The organism is Mycobacterium innocens (assembly GCF_900566055.1).
Classification (GTDB): Bacteria; Actinomycetota; Actinomycetes; order Mycobacteriales; family Mycobacteriaceae; genus Mycobacterium; species Mycobacterium innocens.
Window position 1 is genome coordinate 19,386 of the sequence record NZ_UPHQ01000037.1, and the last position, 25,724, is coordinate 45,109.

General features: G+C 68.4%; 22 protein-coding genes and 5 pseudogenes. 11 read left to right on the forward strand and 16 right to left on the reverse strand.

From position 1 onward, the window contains the following. Positions 1 to 25 precede the first annotated feature (25 nt). Both guaB and EET03_RS04655 read left to right on the forward strand, forming a co-directional pair. Positions 26 to 1,633, forward strand: a complete 1,608-nt coding sequence (gene guaB, locus EET03_RS04650; protein ID WP_075541172.1) for an IMP dehydrogenase — start codon at positions 26 to 28, stop codon at positions 1,631 to 1,633. A 9-nt stretch (positions 1,634 to 1,642) separates the two neighbouring features. Then, on the forward strand, positions 1,643 to 2,770 hold the full coding sequence (locus EET03_RS04655) for a GuaB3 family IMP dehydrogenase-related protein (protein WP_099193981.1): 1,128 nt from the start codon (positions 1,643 to 1,645) through the stop codon (positions 2,768 to 2,770). Positions 2,771 to 2,856: 86 nt separating this feature from the next. Here EET03_RS04655 and EET03_RS04660 read toward each other — a convergent pair. Both EET03_RS04660 and EET03_RS04665 read right to left on the reverse strand, forming a co-directional pair. Then, positions 2,857 to 3,144 (reverse strand): annotated as a pseudogene (locus tag EET03_RS04660) (TA system VapC family ribonuclease toxin); the annotation flags it as partial. Between the two features lie 60 nt (positions 3,145 to 3,204). Then, positions 3,205 to 3,425, reverse strand: a pseudogene (locus tag EET03_RS04665) (antitoxin). Between the two features lie 115 nt (positions 3,426 to 3,540). On the opposite strand from EET03_RS04665, the gene EET03_RS04670 reads away from it, so the two are divergent. Then, positions 3,541 to 5,286, forward strand: a complete 1,746-nt coding sequence (locus EET03_RS04670; RefSeq protein ID WP_075541141.1) for a GMC oxidoreductase — start codon at positions 3,541 to 3,543, stop codon at positions 5,284 to 5,286. A 12-nt stretch (positions 5,287 to 5,298) separates the two neighbouring features. Here EET03_RS04670 and EET03_RS04675 read toward each other — a convergent pair whose 3' ends face one another. After that, positions 5,299 to 6,189: a TauD/TfdA dioxygenase family protein gene (locus tag EET03_RS04675; RefSeq protein WP_075541142.1), complete on the reverse strand. Its 891-nt coding sequence runs from the start codon at positions 6,187 to 6,189 to the stop codon at positions 5,299 to 5,301. A gap of 56 nt (positions 6,190 to 6,245) precedes the next feature. On the opposite strand from EET03_RS04675, the gene EET03_RS04680 reads away from it, so the two are divergent. Continuing rightward, positions 6,246 to 6,812: a TetR/AcrR family transcriptional regulator gene (locus EET03_RS04680; RefSeq protein ID WP_082274440.1), complete on the forward strand. Its 567-nt coding sequence runs from the start codon at positions 6,246 to 6,248 to the stop codon at positions 6,810 to 6,812. 36 nt (positions 6,813 to 6,848) lie between these two features. Here EET03_RS04680 and EET03_RS04685 read toward each other — a convergent pair whose 3' ends face one another. The 5 genes from EET03_RS04685 to EET03_RS04705 all read right to left on the reverse strand — a co-directional run bounded on the left by EET03_RS04685 (position 6,849) and on the right by EET03_RS04705 (position 13,298). Further along, on the reverse strand, positions 6,849 to 9,212 hold the full coding sequence (locus tag EET03_RS04685) for a glycoside hydrolase family 65 protein (RefSeq protein ID WP_075541144.1): 2,364 nt from the start codon (positions 9,210 to 9,212) through the stop codon (positions 6,849 to 6,851). 13 nt (positions 9,213 to 9,225) lie between these two features. Continuing rightward, a complete protein-coding gene (locus EET03_RS04690; protein WP_075541145.1) occupies positions 9,226 to 9,960 on the reverse strand; it encodes a beta-phosphoglucomutase family hydrolase in 735 nt (244 codons plus the stop codon). A gap of 178 nt (positions 9,961 to 10,138) precedes the next feature. Then, positions 10,139 to 10,963: a class I SAM-dependent methyltransferase gene (locus tag EET03_RS32910; protein ID WP_075541173.1), complete on the reverse strand. Its 825-nt coding sequence runs from the start codon at positions 10,961 to 10,963 to the stop codon at positions 10,139 to 10,141. A 175-nt stretch (positions 10,964 to 11,138) separates the two neighbouring features. Beyond that, on the reverse strand, positions 11,139 to 11,702 hold the full coding sequence (locus EET03_RS32915; protein WP_082274441.1) for an NmrA family NAD(P)-binding protein: 564 nt from the start codon (positions 11,700 to 11,702) through the stop codon (positions 11,139 to 11,141). Between the two features lie 39 nt (positions 11,703 to 11,741). Beyond that, the gene (locus EET03_RS04705; protein WP_075541147.1) at positions 11,742 to 13,298 is read right to left on the reverse strand and encodes an MFS transporter; all 1,557 of its coding nucleotides are present in this window, start codon (positions 13,296 to 13,298) and stop codon (positions 11,742 to 11,744) included. A gap of 79 nt (positions 13,299 to 13,377) precedes the next feature. Between EET03_RS04705 and EET03_RS04710 the strand changes: the two genes are divergently transcribed. Next, entirely contained in the window at positions 13,378 to 14,025 is a 648-nt protein-coding gene (locus EET03_RS04710) for a winged helix-turn-helix transcriptional regulator (protein WP_075541148.1), read from the forward strand. Between the two features lie 135 nt (positions 14,026 to 14,160). Beyond that, positions 14,161 to 15,741: a glutamine-hydrolyzing GMP synthase gene (gene guaA, locus EET03_RS04715; RefSeq protein WP_208648994.1), complete on the forward strand. Its 1,581-nt coding sequence runs from the start codon at positions 14,161 to 14,163 to the stop codon at positions 15,739 to 15,741. Positions 15,742 to 15,833: 92 nt separating this feature from the next. On the opposite strand, the gene EET03_RS04720 is transcribed toward guaA, so the two are convergent. Further along, positions 15,834 to 16,463: a hypothetical protein gene (locus EET03_RS04720; RefSeq protein ID WP_075541174.1), complete on the reverse strand. Its 630-nt coding sequence runs from the start codon at positions 16,461 to 16,463 to the stop codon at positions 15,834 to 15,836. A 135-nt stretch (positions 16,464 to 16,598) separates the two neighbouring features. Here EET03_RS04720 and EET03_RS04725 point away from each other — a divergent pair, with 135 nt between their 5' ends. Then, complete coding sequence (locus EET03_RS04725; protein WP_075541149.1) at positions 16,599 to 17,261, forward strand: hypothetical protein; 663 nt, start codon at positions 16,599 to 16,601, stop codon at positions 17,259 to 17,261. A gap of 2 nt (positions 17,262 to 17,263) precedes the next feature. Continuing rightward, on the forward strand, positions 17,264 to 18,850 hold the full coding sequence (locus tag EET03_RS04730) for a DNA polymerase Y family protein (protein WP_167470583.1): 1,587 nt from the start codon (positions 17,264 to 17,266) through the stop codon (positions 18,848 to 18,850). A gap of 361 nt (positions 18,851 to 19,211) precedes the next feature. Here EET03_RS04730 and EET03_RS31155 read toward each other — a convergent pair whose 3' ends face one another. The 5 genes and pseudogenes from EET03_RS31155 to EET03_RS32600 all read right to left on the reverse strand — a co-directional run. Beyond that, a complete protein-coding gene (locus EET03_RS31155) occupies positions 19,212 to 19,382 on the reverse strand; it encodes a hypothetical protein (RefSeq protein ID WP_244232238.1) in 171 nt (56 codons plus the stop codon). Positions 19,383 to 19,387: 5 nt separating this feature from the next. Further along, on the reverse strand, positions 19,388 to 19,819 hold the full coding sequence (locus EET03_RS31160; protein WP_244232239.1) for a hypothetical protein: 432 nt from the start codon (positions 19,817 to 19,819) through the stop codon (positions 19,388 to 19,390). After that, positions 19,812 to 20,027: a hypothetical protein gene (locus EET03_RS31165; protein WP_244232240.1), complete on the reverse strand. Its 216-nt coding sequence runs from the start codon at positions 20,025 to 20,027 to the stop codon at positions 19,812 to 19,814. The genes EET03_RS31160 and EET03_RS31165 overlap by 8 nt, the downstream gene beginning before the upstream one ends. A 97-nt stretch (positions 20,028 to 20,124) precedes the next feature. Next, positions 20,125 to 20,217: pseudogene (locus tag EET03_RS31170) on the reverse strand (hypothetical protein); the annotation flags it as partial. Between the two features lie 238 nt (positions 20,218 to 20,455). Then, a pseudogene (locus EET03_RS32600) lies at positions 20,456 to 21,450 on the reverse strand (glycoside hydrolase family 15 protein); the annotation flags it as partial. A 533-nt stretch (positions 21,451 to 21,983) separates the two neighbouring features. Between EET03_RS32600 and EET03_RS32295 the strand changes: the two are divergent. Next, positions 21,984 to 22,136 (forward strand): annotated as a pseudogene (locus EET03_RS32295) (enolase C-terminal domain-like protein); the annotation flags it as partial. Positions 22,137 to 22,260: 124 nt separating this feature from the next. Beyond that, entirely contained in the window at positions 22,261 to 22,617 is a 357-nt protein-coding gene (locus EET03_RS32300; RefSeq protein ID WP_208648995.1) for an enolase C-terminal domain-like protein, read from the forward strand. A gap of 230 nt (positions 22,618 to 22,847) precedes the next feature. Here the strand turns inward: EET03_RS32300 and EET03_RS04760 are convergent, their stop codons facing one another. Next, entirely contained in the window at positions 22,848 to 23,798 is a 951-nt protein-coding gene (locus EET03_RS04760) for a nucleoside hydrolase (RefSeq protein ID WP_075541151.1), read from the reverse strand. Positions 23,799 to 23,831: 33 nt separating this feature from the next. On the opposite strand from EET03_RS04760, the gene cmaA1 reads away from it, so the two are divergent. Next, a complete protein-coding gene (gene cmaA1, locus EET03_RS04765) occupies positions 23,832 to 24,695 on the forward strand; it encodes a cyclopropane mycolic acid synthase CmaA1 (RefSeq protein ID WP_075541152.1) in 864 nt (287 codons plus the stop codon). Between the two features lie 50 nt (positions 24,696 to 24,745). On the opposite strand, the gene EET03_RS04770 is transcribed toward cmaA1, so the two are convergent. After that, the coding region (locus tag EET03_RS04770) for an SDR family NAD(P)-dependent oxidoreductase (protein WP_122508732.1) at positions 24,746 to 25,724 on the reverse strand (979 nt) is incomplete at its 5' end.

The window sequence follows — 25,724 nt, forward strand, 5'->3', positions numbered from 1 at the left end:
CCGCATGCGTATGGAGGGCCCCCCGATGTCCCGTGGCATGTCTCGCCTGGAAGAAAGCTCCGACCTGGTCGGTAGCCTATATGTGCGCGACGCGCATGTCGGTGGCCTGACCGGTGACCCGGTGCCGACCGGTGGCGACGACCCGCACAAGGTGGCCATGCTGGGGCTGACTTTCGACGACGTGCTGCTGCTGCCGGCGGCTTCCGATGTGGTGCCGGCTACCGCCGACACGTCCAGCCAGCTCACCAAGAAGATCAGGCTGAAGGTGCCGCTGGTCAGCTCGGCGATGGACACCGTCACCGAATCTCGGATGGCGATCGCGATGGCCCGGGCCGGCGGCATGGGCGTCCTGCACCGCAATCTGCCGGTCGCCGAACAGGCCGGCCAAGTCGAAATGGTCAAGCGCTCCGAGGCCGGCATGGTCACCGATCCCGTCACCTGCCGACCGGACAACACCTTGGCCCAGGTCGACGCGCTGTGCGCGCGGTTCCGGATCTCCGGATTGCCGGTGGTCGACGACGACGGTGCGCTGGTCGGCATCATCACCAATCGGGACATGCGCTTTGAGGTCGATCAGGGCAAGCAGGTCGCCGAGGTGATGACCAAAGCCCCGCTGATCACCGCCCAGGAGGGGGTCAGTGCGTCGGCTGCGCTGGGCCTGTTGCGCCGGCACAAGATCGAGAAGCTGCCCGTCGTGGACGGGCGGGGCCGGCTGACCGGCCTGATCACCGTGAAGGATTTCGTCAAGACCGAGCAGCATCCGCTGGCCACCAAGGACAGCGACGGCCGGCTGCTGGTCGGTGCCGCCGTCGGGGTCGGCGGCGATGCGTGGGTGCGCGCCATGATGCTGGTGGACGCCGGGGTCGACGTGCTGGTCGTCGACACTGCGCACGCCCACAACCGGCTCGTGCTCGAAATGGTCCGCAAGCTCAAGGCCGAAGTGGGCGACCGGGTCGATGTGGTCGGCGGCAACGTCGCCACCAGGTCGGCGGCCGCGGCCCTGGTCGACGCCGGTGCCGACGCGGTGAAGGTGGGCGTGGGCCCGGGCTCGATCTGCACGACCCGGGTGGTGGCCGGGGTCGGCGCACCCCAGATCACCGCGATCCTGGAAGCCGTCGCGGTGTGCCGGCCGGCGGGTGTGCCGGTGATCGCCGACGGGGGACTGCAGTATTCCGGCGATATCGCCAAGGCGCTGGCCGCGGGCGCGTCGACGACCATGCTCGGTTCGCTGCTGGCCGGCACTGCCGAGGCGCCCGGTGAGCTGATCTTCGTCAACGGCAAGCAGTACAAGAGCTACCGCGGCATGGGATCGCTGGGTGCCATGGCGGGCAGGGGCTCTGGCGCGGCGGCCACGTCGTACTCCAAGGACCGCTACTTCGCCGACGACGCGCTCTCCGAGGACAAGTTGGTGCCCGAGGGGATCGAGGGCCGGGTGCCGTTCCGCGGCCCGCTGAATTCGGTGATCCACCAGTTGACCGGCGGTCTGCGCGCGGCGATGGGCTACACCGGCTCACCCACCATCGAAGTGCTGCAGCAGGCGCAGTTCGTCCGGATCACGGCGGCCGGTCTCAAAGAGAGCCACCCGCACGACGTCGCCATGACCGTCGAAGCGCCCAACTACTACGCTCGCTGACGGCGCATCATGGTCGAGATCGGCATGGGCCGCACGGCACGGCGCACCTACGAACTCAGTGACATCAGCATCGTCCCGTCGCGGCGGACCCGTTCGTCGAAAGACGTATCCACGGCATGGCAGCTTGACGCCTACCGGTTCGAGATCCCGCTGCTGGCACACCCGACGGATGCCCTGGTATCGCCGGAGTTCGCGATCGAACTGGGCCGGCTGGGCGGGCTGGCCGTGCTCAATGGCGAGGGACTGATCGGCCGGCATGCCGACGTCGAAACCAGGATCGCGCAACTTGTCGAGGCTGCCGAGAAGGAACCCGAATCATCGGCGGCGATTCGGCTGCTGCAGGAGCTGCATGCGGCCCCGTTGAACCCCGAGTTGCTCGGCGCCGCGGTGGTCCGCATCCGGGAAGCCGGGGTGATCACCGCGGTGCGGGTCAGTCCGCAAAACGCCCAGTCGCTGACCCCGGTGCTGCTGCAGGCCGGGATCGATCTGCTGGTCATCCAGGGCACGATCGTCTCGGCCGAGCGGGTAGCCAGCGATGGGGAGCCGCTGAACCTGAAGACCTTCATCGCCGAGCTCGATATTCCGGTGGTCGCCGGCGGCGTGCAGGATCACCGCACGGCGCTGCACCTGATGCGCACCGGCGCCGCCGGCGTCATCGTGGGCTACGGCTCCACGCAGGGGGTGACCACGACCGACGAGGTACTGGGCATCAGCGTCCCGATGGCCACCGCGATCGCCGACGCCGCGGCCGCACGGCGCGAATACCTCGACGAGACCGGCGGCCGCTACGTGCACGTGCTGGCCGACGGCGACATCCACACCTCCGGTGAGCTGGCCAAGGCCATCGCCTGCGGGGCCGACGCGGTGGTGCTCGGCACGCCGTTGGCCGAGGCCGCCGAGGCGCTGGGCCAGGGATGGTTCTGGCCGGCCGCGGCGGCGCACCCGTCGTTGCCGCGCGGGGCGTTGCTGCAGATCGCGGTGGGTGAGCGGCCGCCGCTGGAACGGCTGCTCAACGGGCCGTCCGACGACCCGTTCGGCACCCTCAACCTGGTCGGCGGGTTACGCCGGTCGATGGCCAAGGCCGGTTATTGCGATCTCAAGGAGTTCCAGAAGGTCGGCCTGACGGTCGGCAGCTGATTCGGCCAGCAGACGCAGAATCGCACGCGCGGGCCCCGCGCTGTGCGATTCTGCGTCTGCTGGCGGACGGCTGGTCTACAGCTGATTTACAGAGGCGTCAGTAACTCGACGTCGCGCCCTTCCCCGAGGGCGACTACTAGGGCGGCGTCAAAGGTGACCAGACGAACTCCCCGGCGGCGGGCCAGCGCCAGCAGGTGCGCGTCGGTCACCTGGCGGTGACCGCCGATCGCCGGCACGTCGCCGTCGACGAGCGACACGTCGTCGACCAGGAAGCGGTGACCATCGACGGTCCGCAACGCCGCCAGCACCCGGCGTGCGTCGGCGATGCCGATCGGGCTGGGCAGCACCTTCGGGTTCGTCGACACCCGGATGAAGCGTGTGAATCCCACGCCAGCGCGACCAGGGCATTGACATCGAGCAGCGCCACGGCCGGGTCAGTCCTCGTCGGCGGCGCGCCGAACCATCGGGCGTGATCGGCGGTGTGCGCCGGCCGGGACCCGGATCGCGGGCACTCGTCGTCGGTTTCGACGCGTGCGGGGGTCAGGCCGCGGCGCGCCAACTCGGAAATGACCGCGCCGAGCGATCGGCGCTGACTAACCGCAAGTTCACGGGCCGCGGCGACCACATCGTCGTCGATGTCCAGCGTCGTTCGCACCAGATTGATGACAACGCATCAGCGCATCAAGGCCCCGGGCATCTCATCGGGCGCAGTGGCGCCCCTTGCCAGGGTGGGGTTAACAGGCCGATGTAAAGAAGGTCATACTGCATCGATGAAGCCGGATTACGACGTCCTGATTATCGGTTCAGGTTTTGGGGGCAGCGTCAGCGCGCTGAGGCTGACGGAGAAGGGCTACCGGGTAGGCGTGCTGGAGGCGGGCCGCCGGTTCTCCGACGAGGAGTTCGCCAAGACGTCCTGGGATCTGCGCAAGTTCTTGTGGGCACCCAGATTGGGTTGCTATGGCATCCAGCGCATCCACCCGCTGCGCAACGTGATGATCCTGGCCGGCGCCGGGGTGGGTGGCGGGTCGCTGAACTACGCCAACACCCTGTACGTACCGCCGGAGCCGTTCTTCAAGGACCAGCAGTGGCAGCACATCAGTGACTGGCGCGACGAGCTGATGCCGCATTACGAGCAGGCGCAGCGGATGCTGGGCGTGGTGAAAAACCCGACCTTCACCGACGCGGACCGCATCGTCAAGGAGGTCGCCGACGAGATGGGGTTCGGTGACACCTGGGTGCCCACGCCGGTCGGGGTGTTCTTCGGCCCCGACGGCACCAAGGCGCCGGGCAAGACCGTGCCCGACCCCTATTTCGGCGGCGCCGGGCCGGCCCGCACCGGCTGCATCGAATGCGGTGAGTGCATGACCGGCTGCCGCCACGGCGCCAAGAACACATTGCTGAAGAACTACCTTGGGCTAGCGGAATCAGCTGGGGCGCAAGTGATTCCGATGACGACGGTGAAGGGCTTCGAACAGCGGGCCGACGGGCTGTGGGAGGTTCGCACCGTCCGCACCGGCAGTTGGGCGCGCCGCGACCGGCGCACCTTCACCGCCACGTACCTGATCTTGGCCGCGGGCACCTGGGGCACCCAGCATCTGCTGTTCAAGATGCGCGACAAAGGCAAGTTGCCCCGAATTTCCAAGCGCCTGGGCGTGCTGACCCGGACCAACTCCGAGTCGATTGTCGGCGCCGCACGGCTGAAGGTTTCCCCGGACCTGGACCTGACCCACGGGGTGGCGATCACGTCGTCGATTCATCCGACGCCGGATACCCACATCGAGCCGGTCCGCTACGGCAAGGGGTCCAACGCGATGGGTCTGCTGCAGACGCTGATGACCGACGGCGCGGACCCGGATGGTCCCCCCGGCAGCGCAGTGCCGCGCTGGAAGCAGCTGCTGGTGCAAGCCGGCGAGAGTCCGCGCAAGATGATCCGGCTGCTCAATCCCCGGCAGTGGAGCGAGCGGACCGTGATCGCGCTGGTGATGCAGCATCTGGACAACTCGATCACCACGTTCACCAAACGTGGGAAGCTCGGCATCCGCTGGTATTCCAGCAAGCAGGGACACGGCCAGCCGAACCCGACCTGGATCCCGATCGGCAACGAGGTCACCCGCCGCATCGCCGCCAAGATCGACGGGGTGGCCGGCGGCACCTGGGGCGAGCTGTTCAACATCCCGCTGACGGCGCACTTCCTCGGCGGCGCGGTGATCGGCGACGGCCCGGAGAACGGCGTCATCGACCCCTATCACCGGGTCTACGGCTATCCGACACTGTTCGTCGTCGACGGTGCCGCGATCTCGGCGAACCTCGGTGTCAACCCGTCGCTGTCCATCGCCGCCCAGGCCGAGCGCGCCGCGTCGCTCTGGCCGAACAAGGGCCAAAACGACCAGCGGCCGCTGCAGGGGGATGCCTACCGCCGGCTGGATCCCATCGAGCCCGAGCACCCGGTGGTGCCCGCCGGCGCGCCGGGGGCGCTGCGGTGGCTGCCGGTCGATCCGGTCAGCAAGACAGGCTGATCAGCCGGCTCCTCAGCCGGCCAAAGCCAGCGGCGCGCCGCTGACCACGCGGCTGCGCCGGCCGTGCACGTCGACGGGCACGTCGCCCATCAGGGTGACCCGGTGCATCAGCCGGTGCTGGTCGTCGTAGTCGTCGATGGCCCGGTGCTGGGTTGCCCGGTTGTCCCAGATGGCCACATCGCCCGGCTCCCAGTTCCAGCGAATGGTGTTCTCCGGCGCGGTGATTCGTCGTTGCAGTAGTTCGAAGAGCACGCTTGACTCGTGGCTGTCCAAGCCGACGAAGTTGCGCACGAAGCTGCCGGCCAGCAGGGTGCGCTCACCGGTTTCCGGGTGCACCCGCACCACCGGATGCGCGGTCTGGAAATCGGGTTTCCGGAACGCCTGCCGGTGCGCCTGCTGGGCCTCGGTCAGTGGTTCGGCATGCAGGTAATCGTGGCGGTTGGTGTGCAGCGCCCACAGGTTTTCAGCCAGGCACTTGAGCGGTTCGGGCAGCCCTTCGTAGGCCGCCGCGGTGTTGGCCCACAGTGTCGACCCGCCGTAGCCGGGCAGCGTGACCGCGCGCAGCACCGAGGCCGAGGGGTAGTTGGCGGCGAAGGTGACGTCGGTGTGCCAGCGGTTGGCCTTGCCGTATTCGGAGTTGATCGGGGTGATGATCGGCGCGTTCTCGGCGGCCAGCATGGCCGCGGCCGGGTGCCCGATCGGCGCGCCCAGCAGGCCGGCGAACGCCAGCTGCTGCTGGTCGTCGAGGTGGCGCTGGCCGCGGAAGAAGATCACCTTGTGGGTCAGCAGTGCCTTGCGGATCTGGTCGACCGCGGCGGGAGCGAGGTCAGCGCCGAGGCGTACGCCGTCGACGCGGGCGCCGATACGGCTGCTCAGCTTCTGCACGGCTATCAGGTCTGTCATGCATGGCCCTTCGGAGACGGGTGTAGTCGGTTGACTACATGGGGTAGCGTAGTCGAGTGACTACACAAACGGCAAGCGGTCGCCGGGCCACGCCCACCGGGCGCGACGAGGTGGCCGCCGCAGTCCTGGAGGCCGCCGCCGACCTGTTCGCCGAGCGCGGCCCGGCCGCCACCTCGATCCGCGACATCGCCGCCCGATCGAAGGTCAACCACGGGCTGGTGTTTCGGCATTTCGGGACCAAGGACCAACTCGTCGGCGCCGTGCTGAACCACCTGGGCGCCAAGCTCACCGAGCTGCTGCACTCCGGGGCGTCCACCGAGGTTGTCGACCGCGCGCTCGACCGGCAGATGCGGGTGTGGGCCCGTACGCTGCTCGACGGGTATTCGGCCGAGCAGCTACAGACCCGCTTCCCCAACGTCGCCGAACTGCTGGACTACGTGCGGACCCGCCACCGCGACGACTCCAGAGCGCGGCTGGCGGTCGCCAATTACATGGCGCTGCAACTGGGTTGGCGGCTGTTCGAACCCATGCTGCGCTCGGCGACCGGACTCGACGAGTTGCCGCCGGCCGAACTGCGGCAGGCGGTGATCGCCGAGGCCGCCCGGATACTCGAACCGCACTGACGCGCCACGTCCCCGGGCGTCGCGGCCGTGTCGGTGTCAGTGGCCGCCGATGCGCCGGCGGTGAATCGGCTCGCGGCCCGGCGGCTGCTGCGGTGGCGGCAGCAGCGGCTTGCGCGGGCGCACGGCAATGGTCGACGGCGACGACGTGTCCAGTTTGATGTTCTCGCCGGCGTGCCGGATCGTCAGCTCGCCGCCGGGCCCGTCGCGCAGGGTGTAGGTGACGTCGGAGTGATTGGCGTCGACGGTCACCCCGAAATCCCGCCACCGCAGCCGGAAGCGCAGCCGCGAGATGCCGTCGGGCAGTTGGGGATCGATGGACAGGATGCCCTCGTCGTCGCGCAGACCGCCGAAGCCGCCGACCAGCGCCGTCCAGGCGCCGGCCAGCGAGGCCATGTGTAACCCGTCGCGGGTGTTGCGGTGCAGGTCGCGCAGGTCGATCAGCGCCGCTTCGTAAGCATAGTCATGGGCCAGCTCCAGGTGTCCGACCTCGGCGCACATCACCGCCTGAGTACACGCCGACAGCGACGAGTCACGCACCATCCGCCGCTCGTAGTAGTCGACGTTGCGCGCCTTCTGTTCCGGGGTGAAGGCGTGGCTCTGGAACTGCATGGCCAGTACCAGGTCGGCCTGTTTTATCACCTGCGCGGGGTAGAGCCGCACGTAGGCCTCGTGCAGCAGCAACGGGTAGGTGGTATTGGCCTGGAAGTCCCACTCGGCGAGGGTGGTGAACCCGTCACACTGCTGGTGGACCCCCAGCTCTTCGTCGTAGGGAATGTTCACGGCATCGGCCGCGTCCCGCCAGGCGGCCATCTCTTCGGTGGTGACGCCCATCTCTTCCGCCGCCTCCGGGTGGCGCAGGCAGGCGTCGGCGGCGGTCACCAAGTTGTTTGCCGCCATCAAGTTCGTGAAGACATTGTCGCGAACCACCGCGGTGTACTCGTCGGGACCCGTAACACCGTCGAGATGCCACACGCCGTGCCGGTCGTGGTGGCCGAGCGAAAGCCACAGCCGCGCGGTTTCGACCAGTACGGCCAGGCCGCAGTCCTTCTCCAGCGAGTGGTCGCCGGTGACGGTCCGGTACCGATCGAACGCCATCGCGATGTCGGCGTTGATGTGCCAGGCGGCGGTGCCGGCCGGCCAGTAGGCCGAGCACTCCTCCCCGCGGATGGTTCGCCAGGGGAATGCGGCGCCGTCAAGTCCGAGTTCGGCGGCCCGCTCTTTGGCCAGGTTCAGCGTCGAGGCCCGCCACCGTAGCGCGTCGGCGACCGCGTGCGGCGCGGTGTAGGTCAGCACCGGCAGCACGAAACCCTCGGTGTCCCAGAAGGCGTGTCCGTCGTAGCCGGTGCCGGTGAGCCCTTTGCTCGGGATGGCGCGGCGTTCGGCGCGGGCGCTGGCCTGCAACAGGTGGAAGAGCCCGAACCGGACCGCCTGCTGGGACTCCGGGTCGCCCTCCACCTCGACGTCCGCATTCTCCCAGAAGTCGTTGAGGTAGGCGCGTTGCGCATCCAGCAGCCCCTGCCACCCGCTGTAGCGCGCGCCGTGCAGCGCCCCGGCGGCCTGGTCGCGCAGCGCCGGACGGGAGCGCAGGCTGGACCAGCCATACGCCAGGTATTTGACGATGCGCAGCTTCTGTCCCGGGCGCAGCCCGCAGATCACGGTGGTCCGGGCCAAGTCGGCGCGTGCGTCGGTGGTGATCTCGACCCGCCCGGGGACCTCGACCTCGTGGTCCATCGCGGCGGCCATCATCAGGGCGCTGCTGCGGGTGCGGTGCATGAGAAGCGCGCCGCACTCGGTGCATTCGTGGTCGACGGCCTCCAGCGGTTTCTCCAGGATCGCCGACACCCGCGGGTCGGCGGAGGTCTGCGGTTGGTCCTCGTTGGTGACGAGCTCGGATTGCACTGTGACAAGCGAGAATTCGCCGACGGCCTCCACCACGTACTCGATGGCCGCGGCGGCCCGGTGGGCCAGTGACACCAGCCGGGTGGATACCACCTTGACCTGCTTGCCCGCCGGCGACTGCCAGTGGGCCCGGCGGGTCAGCGTCCCGGCGCGCAGGTCGAGAACCCGCTCGTGTGAGATCAGCGTGCCGTAGCGGACGTCGAACGGCTCGTCGTCGACCAACAAGCGCAGGATCTTGCCGTTGGTGACGTCGACGACGGTCTGGCCGGCCTCGGGATACCCGTATCCCGCCTCGGCGTAGGGCAGCGGCCGGATCTCGAAGAAGGAGTTCAGGTAGGTGCCGGGCAGGCCGTACGGCTCGCCCTCGTCGAGGTTGCCGCGCAAGCCGATGTGTCCGTTGGACAACGCGAACAGCGATTCCGACTGCGCCAGCAGGTTCAGGTCGAGCTTGGTCTCGCGAACCCGCCACGGTTCAACAGGGAAGGCTTCTTCAGTAATCATCGAGGATCATGCCTCACAGCAGTTCGGCGAGATCGTTGACCACCACGTCGGCGCCGTTGCGCCGCAAGTCCTCGGCCTGGCCCACTCGGTCGACACCTACCACGAACCCGAAATTACCGGCCCTCCCGGCCTGTACGCCCGACAACGCGTCCTCGAACACGGCGGCCGCGTCCGGGTCGGCGTCGAGCAGCTGGGCCCCGCGCAGGAAGGAGTCGGGGGCCGGCTTGCCGGCGATGTGCTCTTCGCGCAGCCGGACGCCGTCCACCCGCTGCTGGACGAACCGGTCCAGGCCGGTGATCTCGAGCACGTCGCGGGTGTTGGCGCTCGACGACACGACGGCGATGCCGAGCCCGGCCGCCGCGGCCGCTTCCAGATACCGCCGTGACCCTTCGAACACCTCGACCCCCTCGTCGCGCAGGATCTGCTGGAACATGTCGTTCTTGCGGTTGCCCAGCCCGTAAACCGTTTCGGCTTCGCCGGGGTCGTCGGGATTTCCGTCGGGCAGCTGGATTCCCCGGCTGTCCAGGAAGGACCGCACCCCGTCCTCACGCTTCTTGCCGTCCACGTACCGGCGGTAGTCGGTGGCCGGATCGAAGGGGACGAAGGGTTCCCCGGTGCGCTCGGCCCGCTCGGACAGGTACGCGTCGAACATGGCCTTCCAGGCCTTGGTATGCACGCTGGCGGTATCGGTGAGGACACCGTCGAGGTCGAACAAACAGGCACGCACCTTCTCCGGCAGACCCAGCACAGGCAACCTCGCTCCCGCTCACAGTTACTTTCGGGTGATACCAGCTCACCATCTCACCCTGGCGATGACGGCACCTTAGCGCCTGACCCTGACACGTTCATGTGGATCGGGCATCCCGGAACCTCGGATCCGGATCGGAGGTGAGGCGGACGGCGCCGGCGCGGCCGGCGGCAAGGAGTTAACTGATTGCCCTGGCCCCGGCTCGGGCGATACCCCGGATCACTCGCAGCCGTCCGTCACCGAGCGCACGGGTGAGGTTCTCGGCCTTCTGTGCGAAGTCGGCGACGAAGGCGTGCAGCCCAAGCGGGTTGGCAGGCATTGACAGCAGCAGCTGCATCGTCGTGGTGGCCTGCTCGGTGAGATCGCTCCAGTGCTCGACCGCGAACCCTGCCGACTCGACGACGGCGCGCAACTCGCCGGCAGTGACCAGGTGGCTGCGTCCGGGTTGGTCGGCCCAGGGCAGCGGATAGTCGAGTTCGCCGGGTTCGCCAATGGTGATGTCCCACATGGCGAGTCGGCCACCGGCGACGGTTACCCGGCGCGTTTCCCGGTAGAGGCGGGTCTTGGCGGCCACGTTCATCTGGACATGCTGGCTGAAGACAACGTCGAAAGTGGCGTCGGCAAAGGGCAGTTCGGTGACATCTGCGTGCCGGACGCTAATCCGCTCGTCGAGCCCGACAAGTCGGTTGAGCCAACGATTGGTTTGGCAGTACTCATCGCTCAGGTCGACGGCGGTCACCCGGCACCGGCACCGATCGGCGACGAAGCGGGCGGTACCGCCGATCCCGCTGCCGGCGTCGAGAACCCGCATGTCTGCGGTAATCCTGATCAGGTCGACCAATTCCGTTGTGGCAAAGCGGCCCATCGTGTGGAAGTCCTCCAGCAGCGTCAGGTCCGCGGGCCGCAGGTGCTCGAGATCCTTTCCGGCGGCCCGCAGAGCCTGCCGGATACTGGGCTGAGTCAGGCCCGTCGAGTACTGGGTATGGATCTGGTTGTCGGTCATTTCGGCACCCGGGCCGACGCGGTGATCAGCGCAGGCATGGTGACGGCGGCGTCCACACTGAGAACGGTTCCGGTGGGGCCGACCCAATGCCTCACCCACGGCGTCGGCGATGTCGGCGCCGGACAGCAGCGTCGGCCCGGTCGGACGGTAGGCCCGACCGTCATGCCGGTGCGGGTCAAGCAACGCTCCTACCGCAACGCGCGCGATATCTTCGTTGGAGGGCGGCGCATTTCGGCCGCTTCCGGTCGGCACCGGTAGCACGCCGAGTTGGGCGGCCAGCGGGACCAGCTGGAGGTAGTTGTCGGCGAAGAATCCGGGATCGACCGCGACGCGTACGGTATCCGGCAGCAGCCCGAACAACTCGGCTGTCAACCAGGCCTGCCGGGTGGACAGCGCCGGATGTTCGGGGCTGGCCAGCCACTGCCCCAAACACCACCACCGCTTCCACACCCGCACGTCGCGCCGCCACCGCGAAGGCGACCGCGCTATCGAGCGCATGCGGGTGGTACGGGGGATTGAAGTACAGCCTGTCGACCCCGTCCACCACGGACTGAACCTGTTGGATGTCAAACATATCGGCGACGACGACGTCGGCGCCCAAGGCCTGCAAACGGGCACTGCGCTGGTCGTGGCGATGCACCAAAGCCCTGGTGCTAACCCCGCGGCCAAGCAGTTGGGTGGCCACCGCTCCGCCGATCCTGCCCGTGGCGCCGGTTACCAGCACTCGGGTACGTGTCATCGGATTCTCTTTTTCTGGATCTGATTGATTCGTAAGCCGTTACGCCTGCGTCAGTGCGACTGCCGGGGTGGGCGCGGTTGTGTGTGGCGCGCGCGCCGGCAAGAACGCGGCGACGACGACGGCGGCGGCCAGCGCGATGCCGGCGCAGACCAGGGAGCCGGCCTGCAGGCCGTCGAGGAAGGCGCGGTCGACCGTGCCGCGGACGGCGGCGGCATGGTCTGCCGGCAGCCGCCCGATCACGTTGTAGGCGGCCGCGATTGAGTGCTGCATGGCTGCGCGGACGTCGGCAGGCAGTGTCGTCAGCGCCGCCCTGGCGCCGAGCTGGCCCGAGGATGCGAAGACGCTGCCCACGATGGCGACGATGGCCACGCCGAGGGTACCGCCGAGTTCGCGGGTGGTGTCGTTGACGGCCGAGCCGACCCCGGCCTTGTCGGCCGAAAGGGAGCCCATGATCGCCTCGGTGGCCGGTGCGGTGGTGAGGCCGAGCCCGCCGCCGAGCAGTAGCATCTGCATCGCGATCTCGCGATAGGGCGTGGCGGCATCGGCCGTGGACGCCCAGGCCAGGCCTACGGCGAACACGCCCAGACCGGCGGCGACGACGGCGGTGGTGCCGACCCGCTCGACCAGCCGCGGCCCCAGGATGCTGGCCAGCGCGATCGAGAGGGCCGCCGGCAGCAGCCGCACCCCGGTCTCGAATGCCCGGTATTCCTTGATGAATTGGAAGTACTGGGTGATGACGAAGATGAACCCGAACAGCGTCAGGAAGCCCGCGGTCACCGCCAGGCTGCCGCCGGAGAATCGACGGTCGGCGAATACCGACACGTCCACCATCGGGTGGCTGCTGCGCCGTTCCCACAGCGCAAATCCGACGAGAACCATTGTGGCCAAGCTGAATCCGGCGACTGTTCGGGTGCTGGTCCAGCCCCAGGTGGGGGCCTCGATGACGGCGTAGACCAACACGGTGATCCCCACCGCGGACAGCGGCAGGCCGGGGACGTCGACCCGGGGGGCGGCCGGGTCGCGCGAGGTCGGGACGAACAGGATTCCGCCGGCGATGGCGATGACCGCGATTGGGATGTTGACCATGAAGATCGAGCCCCACCGGAAGTGTTCGAGCAGCCAGCCGCCGCTGATCGGCCCGACGGCCACCCCGACGCCCACCATGGCCGCCCACACTCCGATCGCCTTGGCCCGGGTCACGGGGTCGGTGAAGATGTTGGTGATCAGGCCCAGAGTGGTCGGGAAGATCACCGCCGCGCCGACACCCATGGCGGCCCGGGCCGCGATCAGCGCATCCGCCGAATTCACCTGTGCGGCAACGCCGGAGGTGATCGCGAACAGGACGAGGCCGGCGTTGAGCCAGCCGCGCCTGCGGTAGCGGTCGCTGAGGCTGCCGGCCGACAGCAACAGGCCCGACATGACCAGGGTGTAGGCGTCGACGATCCATTGCAGCTGCGCGGTGTCGGCGCTCAGGTCGCGCGACAGCGTGGGCAGGGCGACGTTGACGATCGTGGCGTCGACGCTGATGACGAAGACGCCGAGGCAGATGACGGCGAGCGCCGGAACGGGATGGTTGCGGAAAGCCGGAAGAGTCACGGACAAGATACTAAAGTTTGTAGACAAACTAACCAAGTAATTGGTGGAAAAAGATGTCTAATGCCGATAGGCTGGCGCAATGGCGACCCGCAACTACAACCAGAACTGCCCCATCGCGCGCGGGCTCGACATCCTCGGTGAGCGATGGACCCTGCTGATCCTGCGCGAGTTGGTCGGCGGTCCCCGCCGCTACGGCGATCTGCGCGCTGCACTGCCCGGCATCGCCACGAACCTGCTTGCCGAGCGACTCAAACAACTACAGGACTTCGGGCTGGTCGAGCGCACCGACCTACCGGCTCCGATCGGGCGCACCGTCTACACCCTGAGCGACGTCGGTTGGCAGCGGGTGCCTCCCGTCCTGGGAAGCATTGCGCGGTTCGGACTGGACCTGCTCGATCCCGTCGACGACGGCCAGGTGTCGCCGTTGAACGGCTTCCTGGCCGGAATACTGCTGGGCTTCGACCCGGTGAAGGCCGCGGGTGTGGAGGCGACCTGCCGCGTCGAGGTCGACGGCCGCCGGTTCGAGTTCGCCGTGACACACGGCCGTCTCGGCGGCGCCCGCGGCGAGCCATCGGTCACGATCACCGCCGACGCGGCAGATCTGGTCGCCGCCCGCCTCGGTGCCGGTGAGGCCGACCGCCAGGCGGCGCTGCGCCGAATCCGGTTCGACGGCGACCACGACGCGATCGCGGCAGTGCGCCAAGCATTTTCGTTGCCGTCCGGCTAGCAAGGAGCGGGCGAGCCGGCCGGTGGCCGTGGGCCACCGGGGTCCGGGCATGGTGCCGCCCCGGGCGCGCCGCGCGGGCACCACGGGCACACCTTGCGGCGCGAACCGGGTGGCGGCGCCCACTAAACTTGCGGCGTGGCGAAACCTGACGATCCCGAAGCAGCTGGACATGCGCCGCCGCGGCCGGTGTTGGTGGTGGACTTCGGTGCGCAATATGCCCAATTGATCGCCCGCCGGGTCCGAGAGGCCCGGGTTTTTTCGGAGGTGGTTCCGCACACCACCGCCATCGAGGAGATCAAGGCCCGTAATCCGCGAGCGCTGGTGCTGTCCGGCGGGCCGGCGAGCGTCTATGCCGACGGCGCTCCCAAGCTGGATCCGGCGCTGTTCGACCTGGGTGTGCCGGTGTTCGGTATCTGCTACGGGTTTCAGGCTATGGCGCAGGCGCTCGGCGGGACGGTCGCCCACACCGGCACCAGCGAGTATGGCCGGACTGAGCTGAAAGTCCTTGGCGGCAAGCTGCATTCGGATCTGCCGCAGGTCCAGCCGGTCTGGATGAGCCATGGTGACGCGGTGACGGCCGCCCCGGAGGGATTCGAGGTGGTGGCCAGCAGCGCGGGAGCGGCGGTGGCCGCCTTCGAGAACCGGGAACGGCGCCTGGCCGGGGTGCAGTACCACCCGGAGGTGCTGCACACTCCGCACGGGCAACAGGTGCTGGGCCGGTTTCTGCACGAGTTCGCCGGGATCGGCGCGGAGTGGACGCCGGCCAACATCGCCAGCGCGCTGATCGAGCAGGTGCGTGTGCAGATCGGCGACGGGCACGCCATCTGCGGTCTGTCCGGGGGAGTGGATTCCGCGGTAGCCGCGGCGCTGGTGCAGCGCGCGATCGGGGACCGACTGACGTGTGTCTTCGTCGACCACGGCTTGTTGCGCGCCGGTGAGCGTGCGCAGGTGGAGCGTGACTTCGTGGCGGCCACCGGGGCCAACCTGGTCACCGTCGACGCGGCGGACACTTTCCTGGCGGCGCTGTCGGGGGTACACAATCCCGAGGGCAAGCGCAAGATCATCGGCCGGCAGTTCATCCGGGCCTTCGAGGGTGCGGTGCGAGATGTGTTGGACGGGCGCGAGGTTGAGTTCCTGGTGCAGGGCACGTTGTATCCCGACGTGGTGGAATCCGGCGGCGGCAGTGGTACCGCGAACATCAAGAGCCACCACAACGTCGGCGGCCTGCCCGGGGACCTGAAGTTCAAACTCGTTGAGCCGCTGCGGCTGTTGTTCAAAGACGAGGTGCGCGCGGTGGGACGGGAGTTGGGTCTGCCGGAGGAAATCGTTGCGCGCCAGCCGTTTCCGGGGCCGGGCCTGGGTATCCGGATCGTCGGTGAGGTCACCGCCGCCAGGCTGGAGACGCTGCGGCGCGCGGACACGATCGCGCGCGAGGAACTGACCGCCGCGGGTTTGGACAACCAGATCTGGCAGTGTCCGGTGGTGCTGCTGGCCGATATCCGTTCGGTCGGTGTGCAGGGCGACAACCGCACCTACGGGCATCCGATCGTGCTGCGCCCGGTATCCAGTGAGGACGCCATGACCGCCGACTGGACCCGGGTGCCCTACGAGGTGCTCGAGCGCATCTCGACCCGCATCACCAACGAGGTGCCCGAGGTCAACCGCGTGGTGCTGGACATCACCAGCAAGCCGCCGGGCACCATCGAGTGGGAGTAGCCGGGAGTCACTTCACCGCAGGGCCGGGCACCGAAATTGCCGCCACGGTCGTGGCCCGGACATCGACCGCAGCCATGGCGGCGATTTCGGCGTTACGTCTGGACGAGTTCGCGCCTGCCGTAGTTGATCGTGGCCGCGGTCCAGGACCCGCCGGCCTCCTCGACGAGTTGGCGGGCGATATCGCAATCGCGGTTGGCGGCGACCAGTAGCAAGGTGTGGTCGGCCGTGGTGACAGATCCGCCCAGCAGTCGCTGGCGTGCGGCTGAATCGGCCATCAACGCATCGCCGAAGCGCGCGATGTCGATGCCGGGCACCGCAATGAGGATCGCGTCGGCTTCGGGCGCACCTTGCCGAAGATATTCGAAGGTCAGCGCCGTTTCCTGGTGGAACTGGCGATTCATCGCCTCGGCGGCGATGTGCAGCGTGGGTTCGTCGACCACGCAGAGATGGAACTGGCGGGCGCGCTCATAGGCGATCTGCTGCAGCGTAGCGGACCAGAACACGCCGTCGACCAAGGTCGATCCCGTCACCTCGGCGCCGGTCTGGGCGATGGTCGCCACGGCTTGACGCTCGAACGGTTCCAAGTCGTCGCGCAATTGGCCGGCTGCCTCCGAATCGGGGCCGGTGATGACCCGGGGGTTGTCGGTGGCGAACAGCTCCGCCGGTTGACAGGATCCGGCAGCGCTGCTGGCCGGCGCGAAAACGCTGCCGAAACACACCATCAGCCACACCAGCACCGAGCGCACACAGCAGCTTCTCACGTTGCTTGACGGCTGTCGCGGAGTGGGTGTTTACTCGACTGTATCGAACATATATTCGAAAATATGGGGTTCCAAGAGCTGGTAGGAGGGCGAGTCATGACTGCGGCTTTCGCCTCCCGCCCACCGCATGGAAGCCGTGCTGAGCAGCTGGAATCGTTGCGCCGGCAGATCGCGGTGCTGTCCGGAAAAGACCTTGTTCGTTCCGATGACCTGCTGCCGGAATCGGAATCCACGCTGTCGGTCCCGGAGTTGCCGGCACTGCTGCCCCGGGGAACGGTGGCGATGTTGTCCGGAGCCCGCTCCTTGCTGCTGAGCATGGTGGCCGCGGTGACGGCGGCCGGGGGCAACGCCGCCATCGTCGGCCAACCGGATATCGGGCTGCTGGCCGCCGTGGAGATGGGAGCGGACCTGAGCCGGCTCGCGGTGATACCGGATCCCGGGACCGATCCGGTGGAAGTGGCCGCGGTGCTCCTCGATGGCATGGATCTGGTGGTCCTCGGCCTGAGCGGATGCCGGGTGACGCGGACCCGGGCGCGGGCCGTGGTGGCGCGGGCTCGTAACAAGGGGTGCACGCTGCTGGTCACCGACGGCCACTGGGAAGGGGCGTCGACGCGGTTGGAAGCCCGGATCTGCGGCTATGAGATCACGGCGGGCAGCCGGGGCACACCCACACCCGGATTCGGACGGATCAGCCGGGTGCGGCTACAGGTCAGCGGATGCGCGCGGGGGCAGCCGGTCGGCCGAGTGCTAACGGGGTGAACCTGGTGGCCTCGTCCCGAGTGCTGGCGATCTGGTGCATGGACTGGCCCGCGGTCGCGGCGGCCGCGGCCGCGGGCCAGCCGGCGACGGCTCCGGTCGCGGTCACTTTGGCCAACCGGGTGATTGCCTGCTCGGCGACGGCGCGTGCGGCCGGCGTACGCCGTGGGCTACGGCGCCGGGAGGCGGCGGCCCGTTGTCCGCAATTGCACATCGCGACCGCCGACGCCGACCGCGACGCCCGTTTTTTCGAAGGGGTGATCGCGGCGGTAGATGATCTGGTGCCCCGCGCCGAGGTGTTGCGGCCCGGCCTCTTGGTGTTGCCGGTGCGCGGGGCGGCGCGGTTTTTCGGGTCCGAGCAGCAGGCGGCCGAGCGGCTGATCGACGCGGTGGCTATGAGCTCAGTGGCCGGCGCCGAGTGCCAGGTCGGGATCGCCGACCAGCTTTCCACCGCGGTTTACGCCGCGCGTGCCGGTCGTGTCGTGGAGCCCGGGCAGGACGCGCGGTTCCTGTCGGCGTTGTCGATCCGCCAGCTTGCCACCGAGCCGAGCCTGTCCGGGCCGGGGCGAGAGGAGTTGACGGATCTGTTGTGGCGGATGGGGATTCGGACCATCGGTCAGTTCGCCGCATTATCCCGCACCGATATCGCATCCCGGTTCGGCGCCGACGCGGTGGCCGCGCACCGGTTCGCCCGCGGTGAACCCGAACGCCTTCCCTCCGGACGCGAACCGCCGCCGGAACTCGACGCCGTACTGCATTGCGAGCCACCGATCGACCGGATCGATGCCGCGGCATTTGCCGGGCGGTTGCTGGCCGGAACGTTGCATCAGGCGCTGATGGCCGCTGGCGTGGGATGTACCCGGCTGGCCATTCACGCGGTCACCGCCAACGGCGAAGAGCGCAGCCGGGTGTGGCGCTGCGCCGAACCGCTGACCGAGGATGGCACCGCCGACCGGGTGCGCTGGCAACTGGACGGATGGTTGACCAACCGGACCGCCCGCGACCGGCCCACCGCACCGGTGACGCGGCTGCGGCTACAGGCGATCGAGGTGGTGTCCGCCGAGGCGCTGCAGTTGCCGCTATGGGGCGGCCTGGGTGAAGAAGACAGGCTGCGGGCACGTCGGGCGCTGGTGCGGGTGCAAGGTCTGCTGGGCCCGGAGGCGGTGCAGGTGCCGGTGCTGTCCGGCGGTCGCGGGCCGGCCGAGCGCATCACGTTGACCCCGCTGGGCGACGAGCCGGTGCCGCAAGCCGACCCGAATCAGCCGTGGCCGGGCCAACTGCCCGAGCCGTCGCCGGCGGTGCTACTCGACGATCCGGTGGAATTGCTTGACGCCCAGGGTAATCCGGTACGGGTAACCGGCCGGGGGATGTTCTCCGCCGACCCGGCGCGATTGACGTCCCGGGGTCGAGACGATCGGCTGCGTTGGTGGGCCGGACCATGGCCGGTCGACGAACGGTGGTGGGATGACCGGCCCGAAGCCGGTCAAGGGGGAAGCCGCACCGCCCGCGCCCAGGTGTTGCTGGAGAGTGAGCGCGCGTTGCTGCTGTGCTACCGCCAGCGGCGCTGGTATCTCGAAGGAAGCTATGAGTAAGCCTCGACGCGTTGTAATGCCTCGGGCGTCAGGTCCTTGCGGGAGGGATGGCCGTCGACCGCCATGATCAGGCTGCCTCGGCCAGCAGCGAGCGCAAACGCGAAACCAACGGGTTCGCCCGGCTACGCCCCGGAGTCATCTCCACCACACCTGCCACACCGATGTCGGGACCGAGACCGGTGTGCAATTTGCCCACCTGCCAGCGACAAAGCCGTTGGGCGCCTGAAGTTGTCGCTGTGAGCCGGGCAAAACGAGCATCCCGGTCCGGCAGCCTCGCCGGCGATCGATGTGACTGTCGCGGAAGGCAACAAGACGCCGCATGCGACGTCGGCGGTTGCCGGCGCCGTTTGCCGCGGCGCTCCTAGCAGGCTCGCCGGGCGGTCCAGAATTTCCGCGCCAGGGCAGCACCGCCCACCGCTGCGGCGCCCAATGCCGCCGTCGGAACCGCCACCCGGGTGGCGCGGGCGCGCGAGTCCGGCGCGGGCCGACCCGGGGGAGTCACGGAGCCGATGTCAGCCGATGCGTTGGCCATGGCCATCACTTGCCCCAGGTGCAGCGCGTTCGCCGATCCGGAATCGCTGATCTGGGTCTGGCAGGAGAACCCGTTGGCCACCACCAGCGCATCGCGATTTTTCCGGATGGCCGGCAGCAACGCCTGTTCGCCGCACTCGAGCGAAAGCTGGTACTTGCCTTGCTCGAATCCCCAGGACCCGGCCAGCCCGCAGCACGGCCCAGCGAACTCTTGGCCACCCCGGCGCCGAGCAATTCCGCCGCCTGCACGACCTCGTCGGCGGCCTCGGCCGCACCCTGCCCGACGACGATCGCCACCTTGTCCCCGGAGTTGAGGATCTGCGCCGCCTTCTCCAGTTCGGACTTCGGCGGAATCACCCGGGGCTTGGTCCGGCCGATGCTGCTGAACGCCGCGCCGTGCATCCGGGCCGGCGAGGGCACCGCGTCGGATTCACCCACATCCTCGGGGCAGGATGATGGTCGCCACCGTCCGGTTGTTCAGCGCCACCTTGCACGCTCGGTCCACCAGATGCCGCGCCTGTTCGGGTGCCATGCAGGTCTGGACGAAATCCGAGGAGACGTCCTTGTACAGCGAATTGGGGTCGATCTCCTGCTGGAACGCCGCGCCGAGTGACATCCGCTTCTGCTGACCGACGATGTCGACCACCGGATAGTGGTCGAGCTTGGCGTCGTAGAGGCCGTTGAGCAGATAGAACCCCGCCGCCGGAGGTGGCCAGGCAGCAGCCGATCTCGCCGGTGAACTTGGCGTGCGCCGTGGCCATGAAGGCGGCCATCTCCTCGTGGCGCGGCTGGATCAGTTCAGGGTCGCCGCCGGCCCGGTCCAAAGCGCCGAGCATCCGATAAGATCCCGTCGCCGGGGTATCCGAAGATCCGGTGAATTCCTCACTGTCGCAGGCGATCAACGATGAAGTCGGCGGTCTTGGGCATGGTGCTCCTTCGGTACGGCAACTACGCGGGTGGACCACCGGATCGCCACCGCCGACCGGTCGGGGAACTTGCAGCGGTGACGATTGCCGATGGTCACAATGTGGGTCTACCCGTCGCTACGCGAGTCAAACGGCCGAGATGCCCGAGTTACCCGGTTCCGGTGCCCACGCACGGGCCGTACCCGTCCGTCAGCCGATGCGCCGCTTCGAACAGCAGCGCATGGACGAAGACCTGGGGCAGGTTGCCGCGCAGCTGACGCTGACCGATGTCGAACTCCTCGGTGCACAGACCGGGCGGACCGCAGGCGGTGCGGTTTCGTTCGAACCAGCGCACGGCCGCCAGATTGTTGCCCTGCTGATGATCGGCCAGCGCCATCAGGAATCCGCACAGCAGAAAGGCGCCCTCGGCCTCGCCGAGTGGTTGCTCGCCCGATTGGAACCGGTACACGAACCCGTGCCGGCCGAGGTCGGTGCGCACGGCGGCCACGGTGGCGACGCTGCGCGGATCGGTCGCCGGGATCGCGCCGCGGATCGACGGTATCAGCAGCGCCGCGTCGATTCGCGGATCATCCGGCGCGCGTTGCCACCGTCCGTCGCGGTGCAGGCAGTCGGAATTGGTATCGGCCACAAGAAGATCGGCCAGACGCTGGCACTGCGAGCCCTGCCGCGGCGGCGCCACCTCGCTGATGCGCCGCAGCCCCGCCGCACACGTCAGCCGGGAATGAGCCCAGCGTCGGTCGTCGATCTCCCAGATTCCGGCGTCGGGCTCGCGCCAGCGCTTTTCGATGGACTCCACCAGGGTCTCCACGGCCCGCCAATGTGCGGTGTCCAGCCGGTCCACCCGTGCGGCGGCCGCAAGCAACAACAGCGCCTCGCCGAACGCGTCCAACTGGAATTGGTCGGTCACCCATTGCCCGTTTTGACCATGCCGCCGGGATAGCCCGGCAGATCCAAGTCCTGTTTTTCGGGCACCAAGTCGCCGGTAATGCAGTAGGCCGGCTTAAGGCCGGGACCGTCGGCCAGCACGCGTTCGCTGACGAACCCGACGGCGTCGTCGATCAACGGGTGGGCTCCGGCGGCGGCGACAGCTTGTCCGGCGTAGCACTGGTCGCGGATCCAGCGGTAGCGGTAGTCGTAGTTGCGGCCCTGCTCGGCCCGTTCCGGCAGCGACATGGTGGCCGCGGCCACCATGCCCCCGCCGCTGCTGGTCATCCCGCGCAAGACCGCGTACGCAGTCTGCGCGTCGGCGTCGGCCAACGAGCCCGATATGGTCGGAACCGCTGCCGCCCAAGCACTTTCGGTGCCGCGCCAGGCGTCGTTGGGCCGCGCGGCGGCGGTGGGCAGTTCCTGATCGGACAGCTCGAGGACCAGGTCGTGGTCGCGTCCGGGAACCACCTCGATCACCGCCTGCAGCGGGCCGTCGCCGCCTCGGGTGGCATCGCCGGCCCCGGTCCAGCGGAACCGGTGCGGTCCTGACCGCCCGGTCCACACCTCGTCGGCGCAGCGCAGCTGCGACATCGGCGCGGTGCCGAAGCCGGCGCGCACGTCGAGCGCGACCCGCATCCGCGCCGGCCGATCCAGGGCGCGGATGCGGCGCAGCACCACCGCCGTGTGCGGGTCCCCGGGAAACGCCAGCGCCTCCCGGCACTCGACGATCCCGTCGGTGATCACCCAAGATGAAGGTGGGTAGCGACCCGGATGCCGACCTGGGCCGGGTGGCGGCGGCCCGGTCGGCCATCGGCGACGACGTCGAGCTGTTCGTCGACGCCAACGGCGCCTACCGCCGCAAACAAGCGCTGCTGTGGGCGCGGCGCTTCGCCGAATACGACGTGTGGTGGTTCGAAGAACCGGTCAGCTCCGACGATCTCGACGGCCTGCGCCAGCTCTGCGTGCACGGCCCGGCCGGCCATCGGCGACGGCGAATACGGCTATCACCTCCCGTATTTCCACCAGATGCTGGCCGCGGGCGCGGTCGACTGCCTACAGGCCGACGTCACCCGCGCCCTGGGGATCACCGGGGTGCTCAAAGTTGTCGCGCTGTGCGACGCGCGTGGCATCGACCTCTCGCTGCACTGCGCTCCACAGATCAGCGGCCAGGTCGGCACCGCCGTCTGGCACCTGCGCCATTTGGAGTACTTCCACGACCATGTGCGCATCGAGGGGCTGGCGTTCGACGGCACCATCGACCCCGAACCCGACGGCCTGCTGCGTCCGGACCGCAGCGCCGGGGCACGGGTTGACGGTCAAACACGCCGATCTGGAGGACTATCGGGTCGCGTGACTTCGCGCCGCGCTGGCCGCCGAGCGTGACGTCACTGCGAAAATTCCGTGCGAAACTCGCGGTGACGTCACGCTGGGCGCGTCCGTCGCGCGGTGTCGAGACACCAGTGCCTGCACCAGATGACGGGCCCCCAGCACCCGGGTGACGACGACTGCTTTTCGATCGACGTGAACCCCGTGAATCCGGTTCAGCACCACAGTGGGGGCGGTGAGCAGCACGGCGCCCCATCCGGCGCGCAGCAGCTCGATGCGGCGGACTTTCATGTGCTCTCAGTTACCCGGCGTGCGAACGTTCCAACCCGCGCGATGAACCGCTCGAAGAACACCTCCGGGTCGACGTCAATGCCGACCAGCGCGTTGGGTGCTCGCCTTCCGGACCAGTCGGGCACCGTCGTGCCGCGGGCCGGGGTTTCGGTCAAGTCGACGTCGACAGTGGCGCGCCGGGTGGTGACCAGTTCGGGATCCAGGGCGATCGCGGCGGCCAGCGGATCGTGCAGGTACGCCAGATATCCGTATCCGCGGTCCCGGTGAGACTCGAAGTAGAACCGCATGGTGTCCTCGATGAACCGGGTCAACGGAACCGACGGGCCGCAGGCAGCCGTCAGCCGGGCCAGGATTTGCGGCGTCATCGCCACCTGCCGGGTGAGATCCAAGCCGCAGACAATCGGAAGCGCTTGCGGCTCAACGGCTTCAGCGGACCATGCGGCCAACGCTTGGGCTGCTGCCTCGGGGTCTGCCTTGATGTTCCACTCGGCGGTCGTCTCGCCTTCGAAAGAGCCGCCCACGATCACCAGCCGGCGCAACAGTTTCGGCAGCTGCGGTGCGGCGCGCAGCGCCAGCGAAAGGTTGGTCAGCGGGCCGGTGACCAGGCCGATCAGTTCCCCGCGATGGCTGTGCGCTGCGCGCACCCACGCCATCGCGGCGTCGTGACCGGTGACCCGGCGATCGGTGACCGGCAGTTCGGCATACCCTAAACCCTTGGGGCCGTGAATGTTTCCACGACTCGGATGGTCGGCGCCTTTGGACACCGGTATGTCGTGGGCGCGGCACAATTCCAGTAAGCCCAGGTTGTTGGCGCACACCTGGTCCACCGCAACGTTGCCGCCGGTCGATGCGATACCGACCAGATCCGCGTCGTCGCTGGCCAGCACATAGATCAAGGCGATCGCGTCGTCGATGCCGGTGTCGACGTCGGCGAAAACCGCGCTCACCGCGATAAGGATACGCCGGATTAGGCTGACCCAATGCCCGATGACCTGAAACCACACTTCGAGGACGTGCAGGCGCATTACGACCTGTCCGACGACTTCTTCCGGCTGTTCCTCGACCCGACCCAGACCTACAGCTGCGCCTATTTCGAGCGCGACGACATGACACTGGAAGAGGCGCAGATCGCCAAGATCGACTTGGCGCTGGGCAAACTCGGATTACAGCCGGGCATGACATTGCTCGACGTCGGCTGCGGTTGGGGCGCCACCATGATGCGCGCGGTGCACACCTACGACGTCAACGTTGTGGGTCTCACCCTGAGCCGCAACCAGGCCCGCCATGTCGAGCAATTGATCGCCACCTCGGCAAGTCCGCGCACCCAGCGAGTATTGCTGCAGGGCTGGGAGCAGTTCGACGAGCCCGTGGACCGGATCGTCAGCATCGGCGCCTTCGAGCATTTCGGACATGAGCGCTACGACGCGTTCTTCGCCCTGGCGCACCGGCTGTTACCCGATGACGGCATCATGCTGCTGCACACCATCACCGGGCTGCACCCGAAAGAGATACACGAACGCGGCCTGCCGATGTCGTTCACCTTCGCCCGGTTCCTCAAATTCATTGTCACCGAGATCTTTCCGGGCGGGCGGCTGCCGTCGATCCCGATGGTCCAAGAACGCGCCACCGCAAACGGTTTCACCGTCACCCGGGTTCAGTCGCTACAGTCGCACTACGCGAAAACCCTCGACATCTGGTCGGCGGCATTGCAGGCCCACAAAGACCAGGCCATTGCCCTGCAATCGCGGGAAGTCTACGAGCGATACCTGAAGTATCTGACCGGCTGCGCCGACATGTTCCGCATCGGCTATATCGACGTCAACCAATTCACCTGTGCGAAGTGACATCCGCGGCCGCCGCGATCAGGCGCCGTTGAAACCGCCGAACCGCCGTTCTACCAGTGCAGGCCGGGCACCAACCGCGCCAGCTGCCGGACCGCCCGGGGTGTCCGGATGGCGCCGGTGACGGCACGCACCGGGCGCTTCGGCTTACGTCTCGGGGGCGCCGCCGGGGCGGACGGCAACCCGCGCGCCGCAGCCGAATCGGGGTAGCCCAGGTACAGCTGGTGCAGAATGCGCCGCGAAACCTTGGGCGCGAAGTAGTTGCCGGCCTCGGCCAGCGTGCCCAGCGGGGTGTCGATCCGCGCCGGCTTCTCGACCAGCGCGCGCACCACCATGGCCGCCGCATGCTCGGCGCTGATCGCCCGCATCGGGTTGAGCCGCTGCGACGGGGTGATCATTGGTGTGGCCACCAGCGGCATGTGGATGTTGGTGAAGGTGATGTGGTCGGAGAGCGTCTCGGAGGCGACCACGTCGGCGAACGCGTCCAGCGCCGCCTTGCTGGGCAGATACGAGCTGTACTTCGGGTTGCGGGCCTGCACCCCGGCGCTGGAGACGTTGACCACGTGACCGAACCGGCGCTCACGCCAGTGCGGCAGCAGCGCCAGCACCATTCGCACCGCGCCGAAGTAGTTGACCGCCATGACCCGTTCGTAGTCGTGCAGCCGGTCGGTGGAGTTGACCACCGAGCGGCGAATCGACCGGCCGGCGTTGTTCACCAGATAGTCCACCTGGCCGAAGCGGCCCAGGATGTCTTTGACGGTGTGCTCCACCGACGTCGAGTCGGTGACATCGCAGGTGAAGGCGTGCGCCCGTCCGCCGCTCGCCCGGATCTCGGCCACCAGCCGATCCAGCGCGTCGGCGTTGCGGGCCAGCGCGAACACCGTTGCGCCGCGCTGCGCGACGGCGATGGCCGACGCCCGCCCGATCCCGCTGGAGGCGCCGGTGATGATGACCTGCCGGCCATGCAGCGGTCCTCGTGGATCGTCGCGGCGGGCGCGATCGGGATCGAGGTGTTCGGCCCAGTACCGCCAC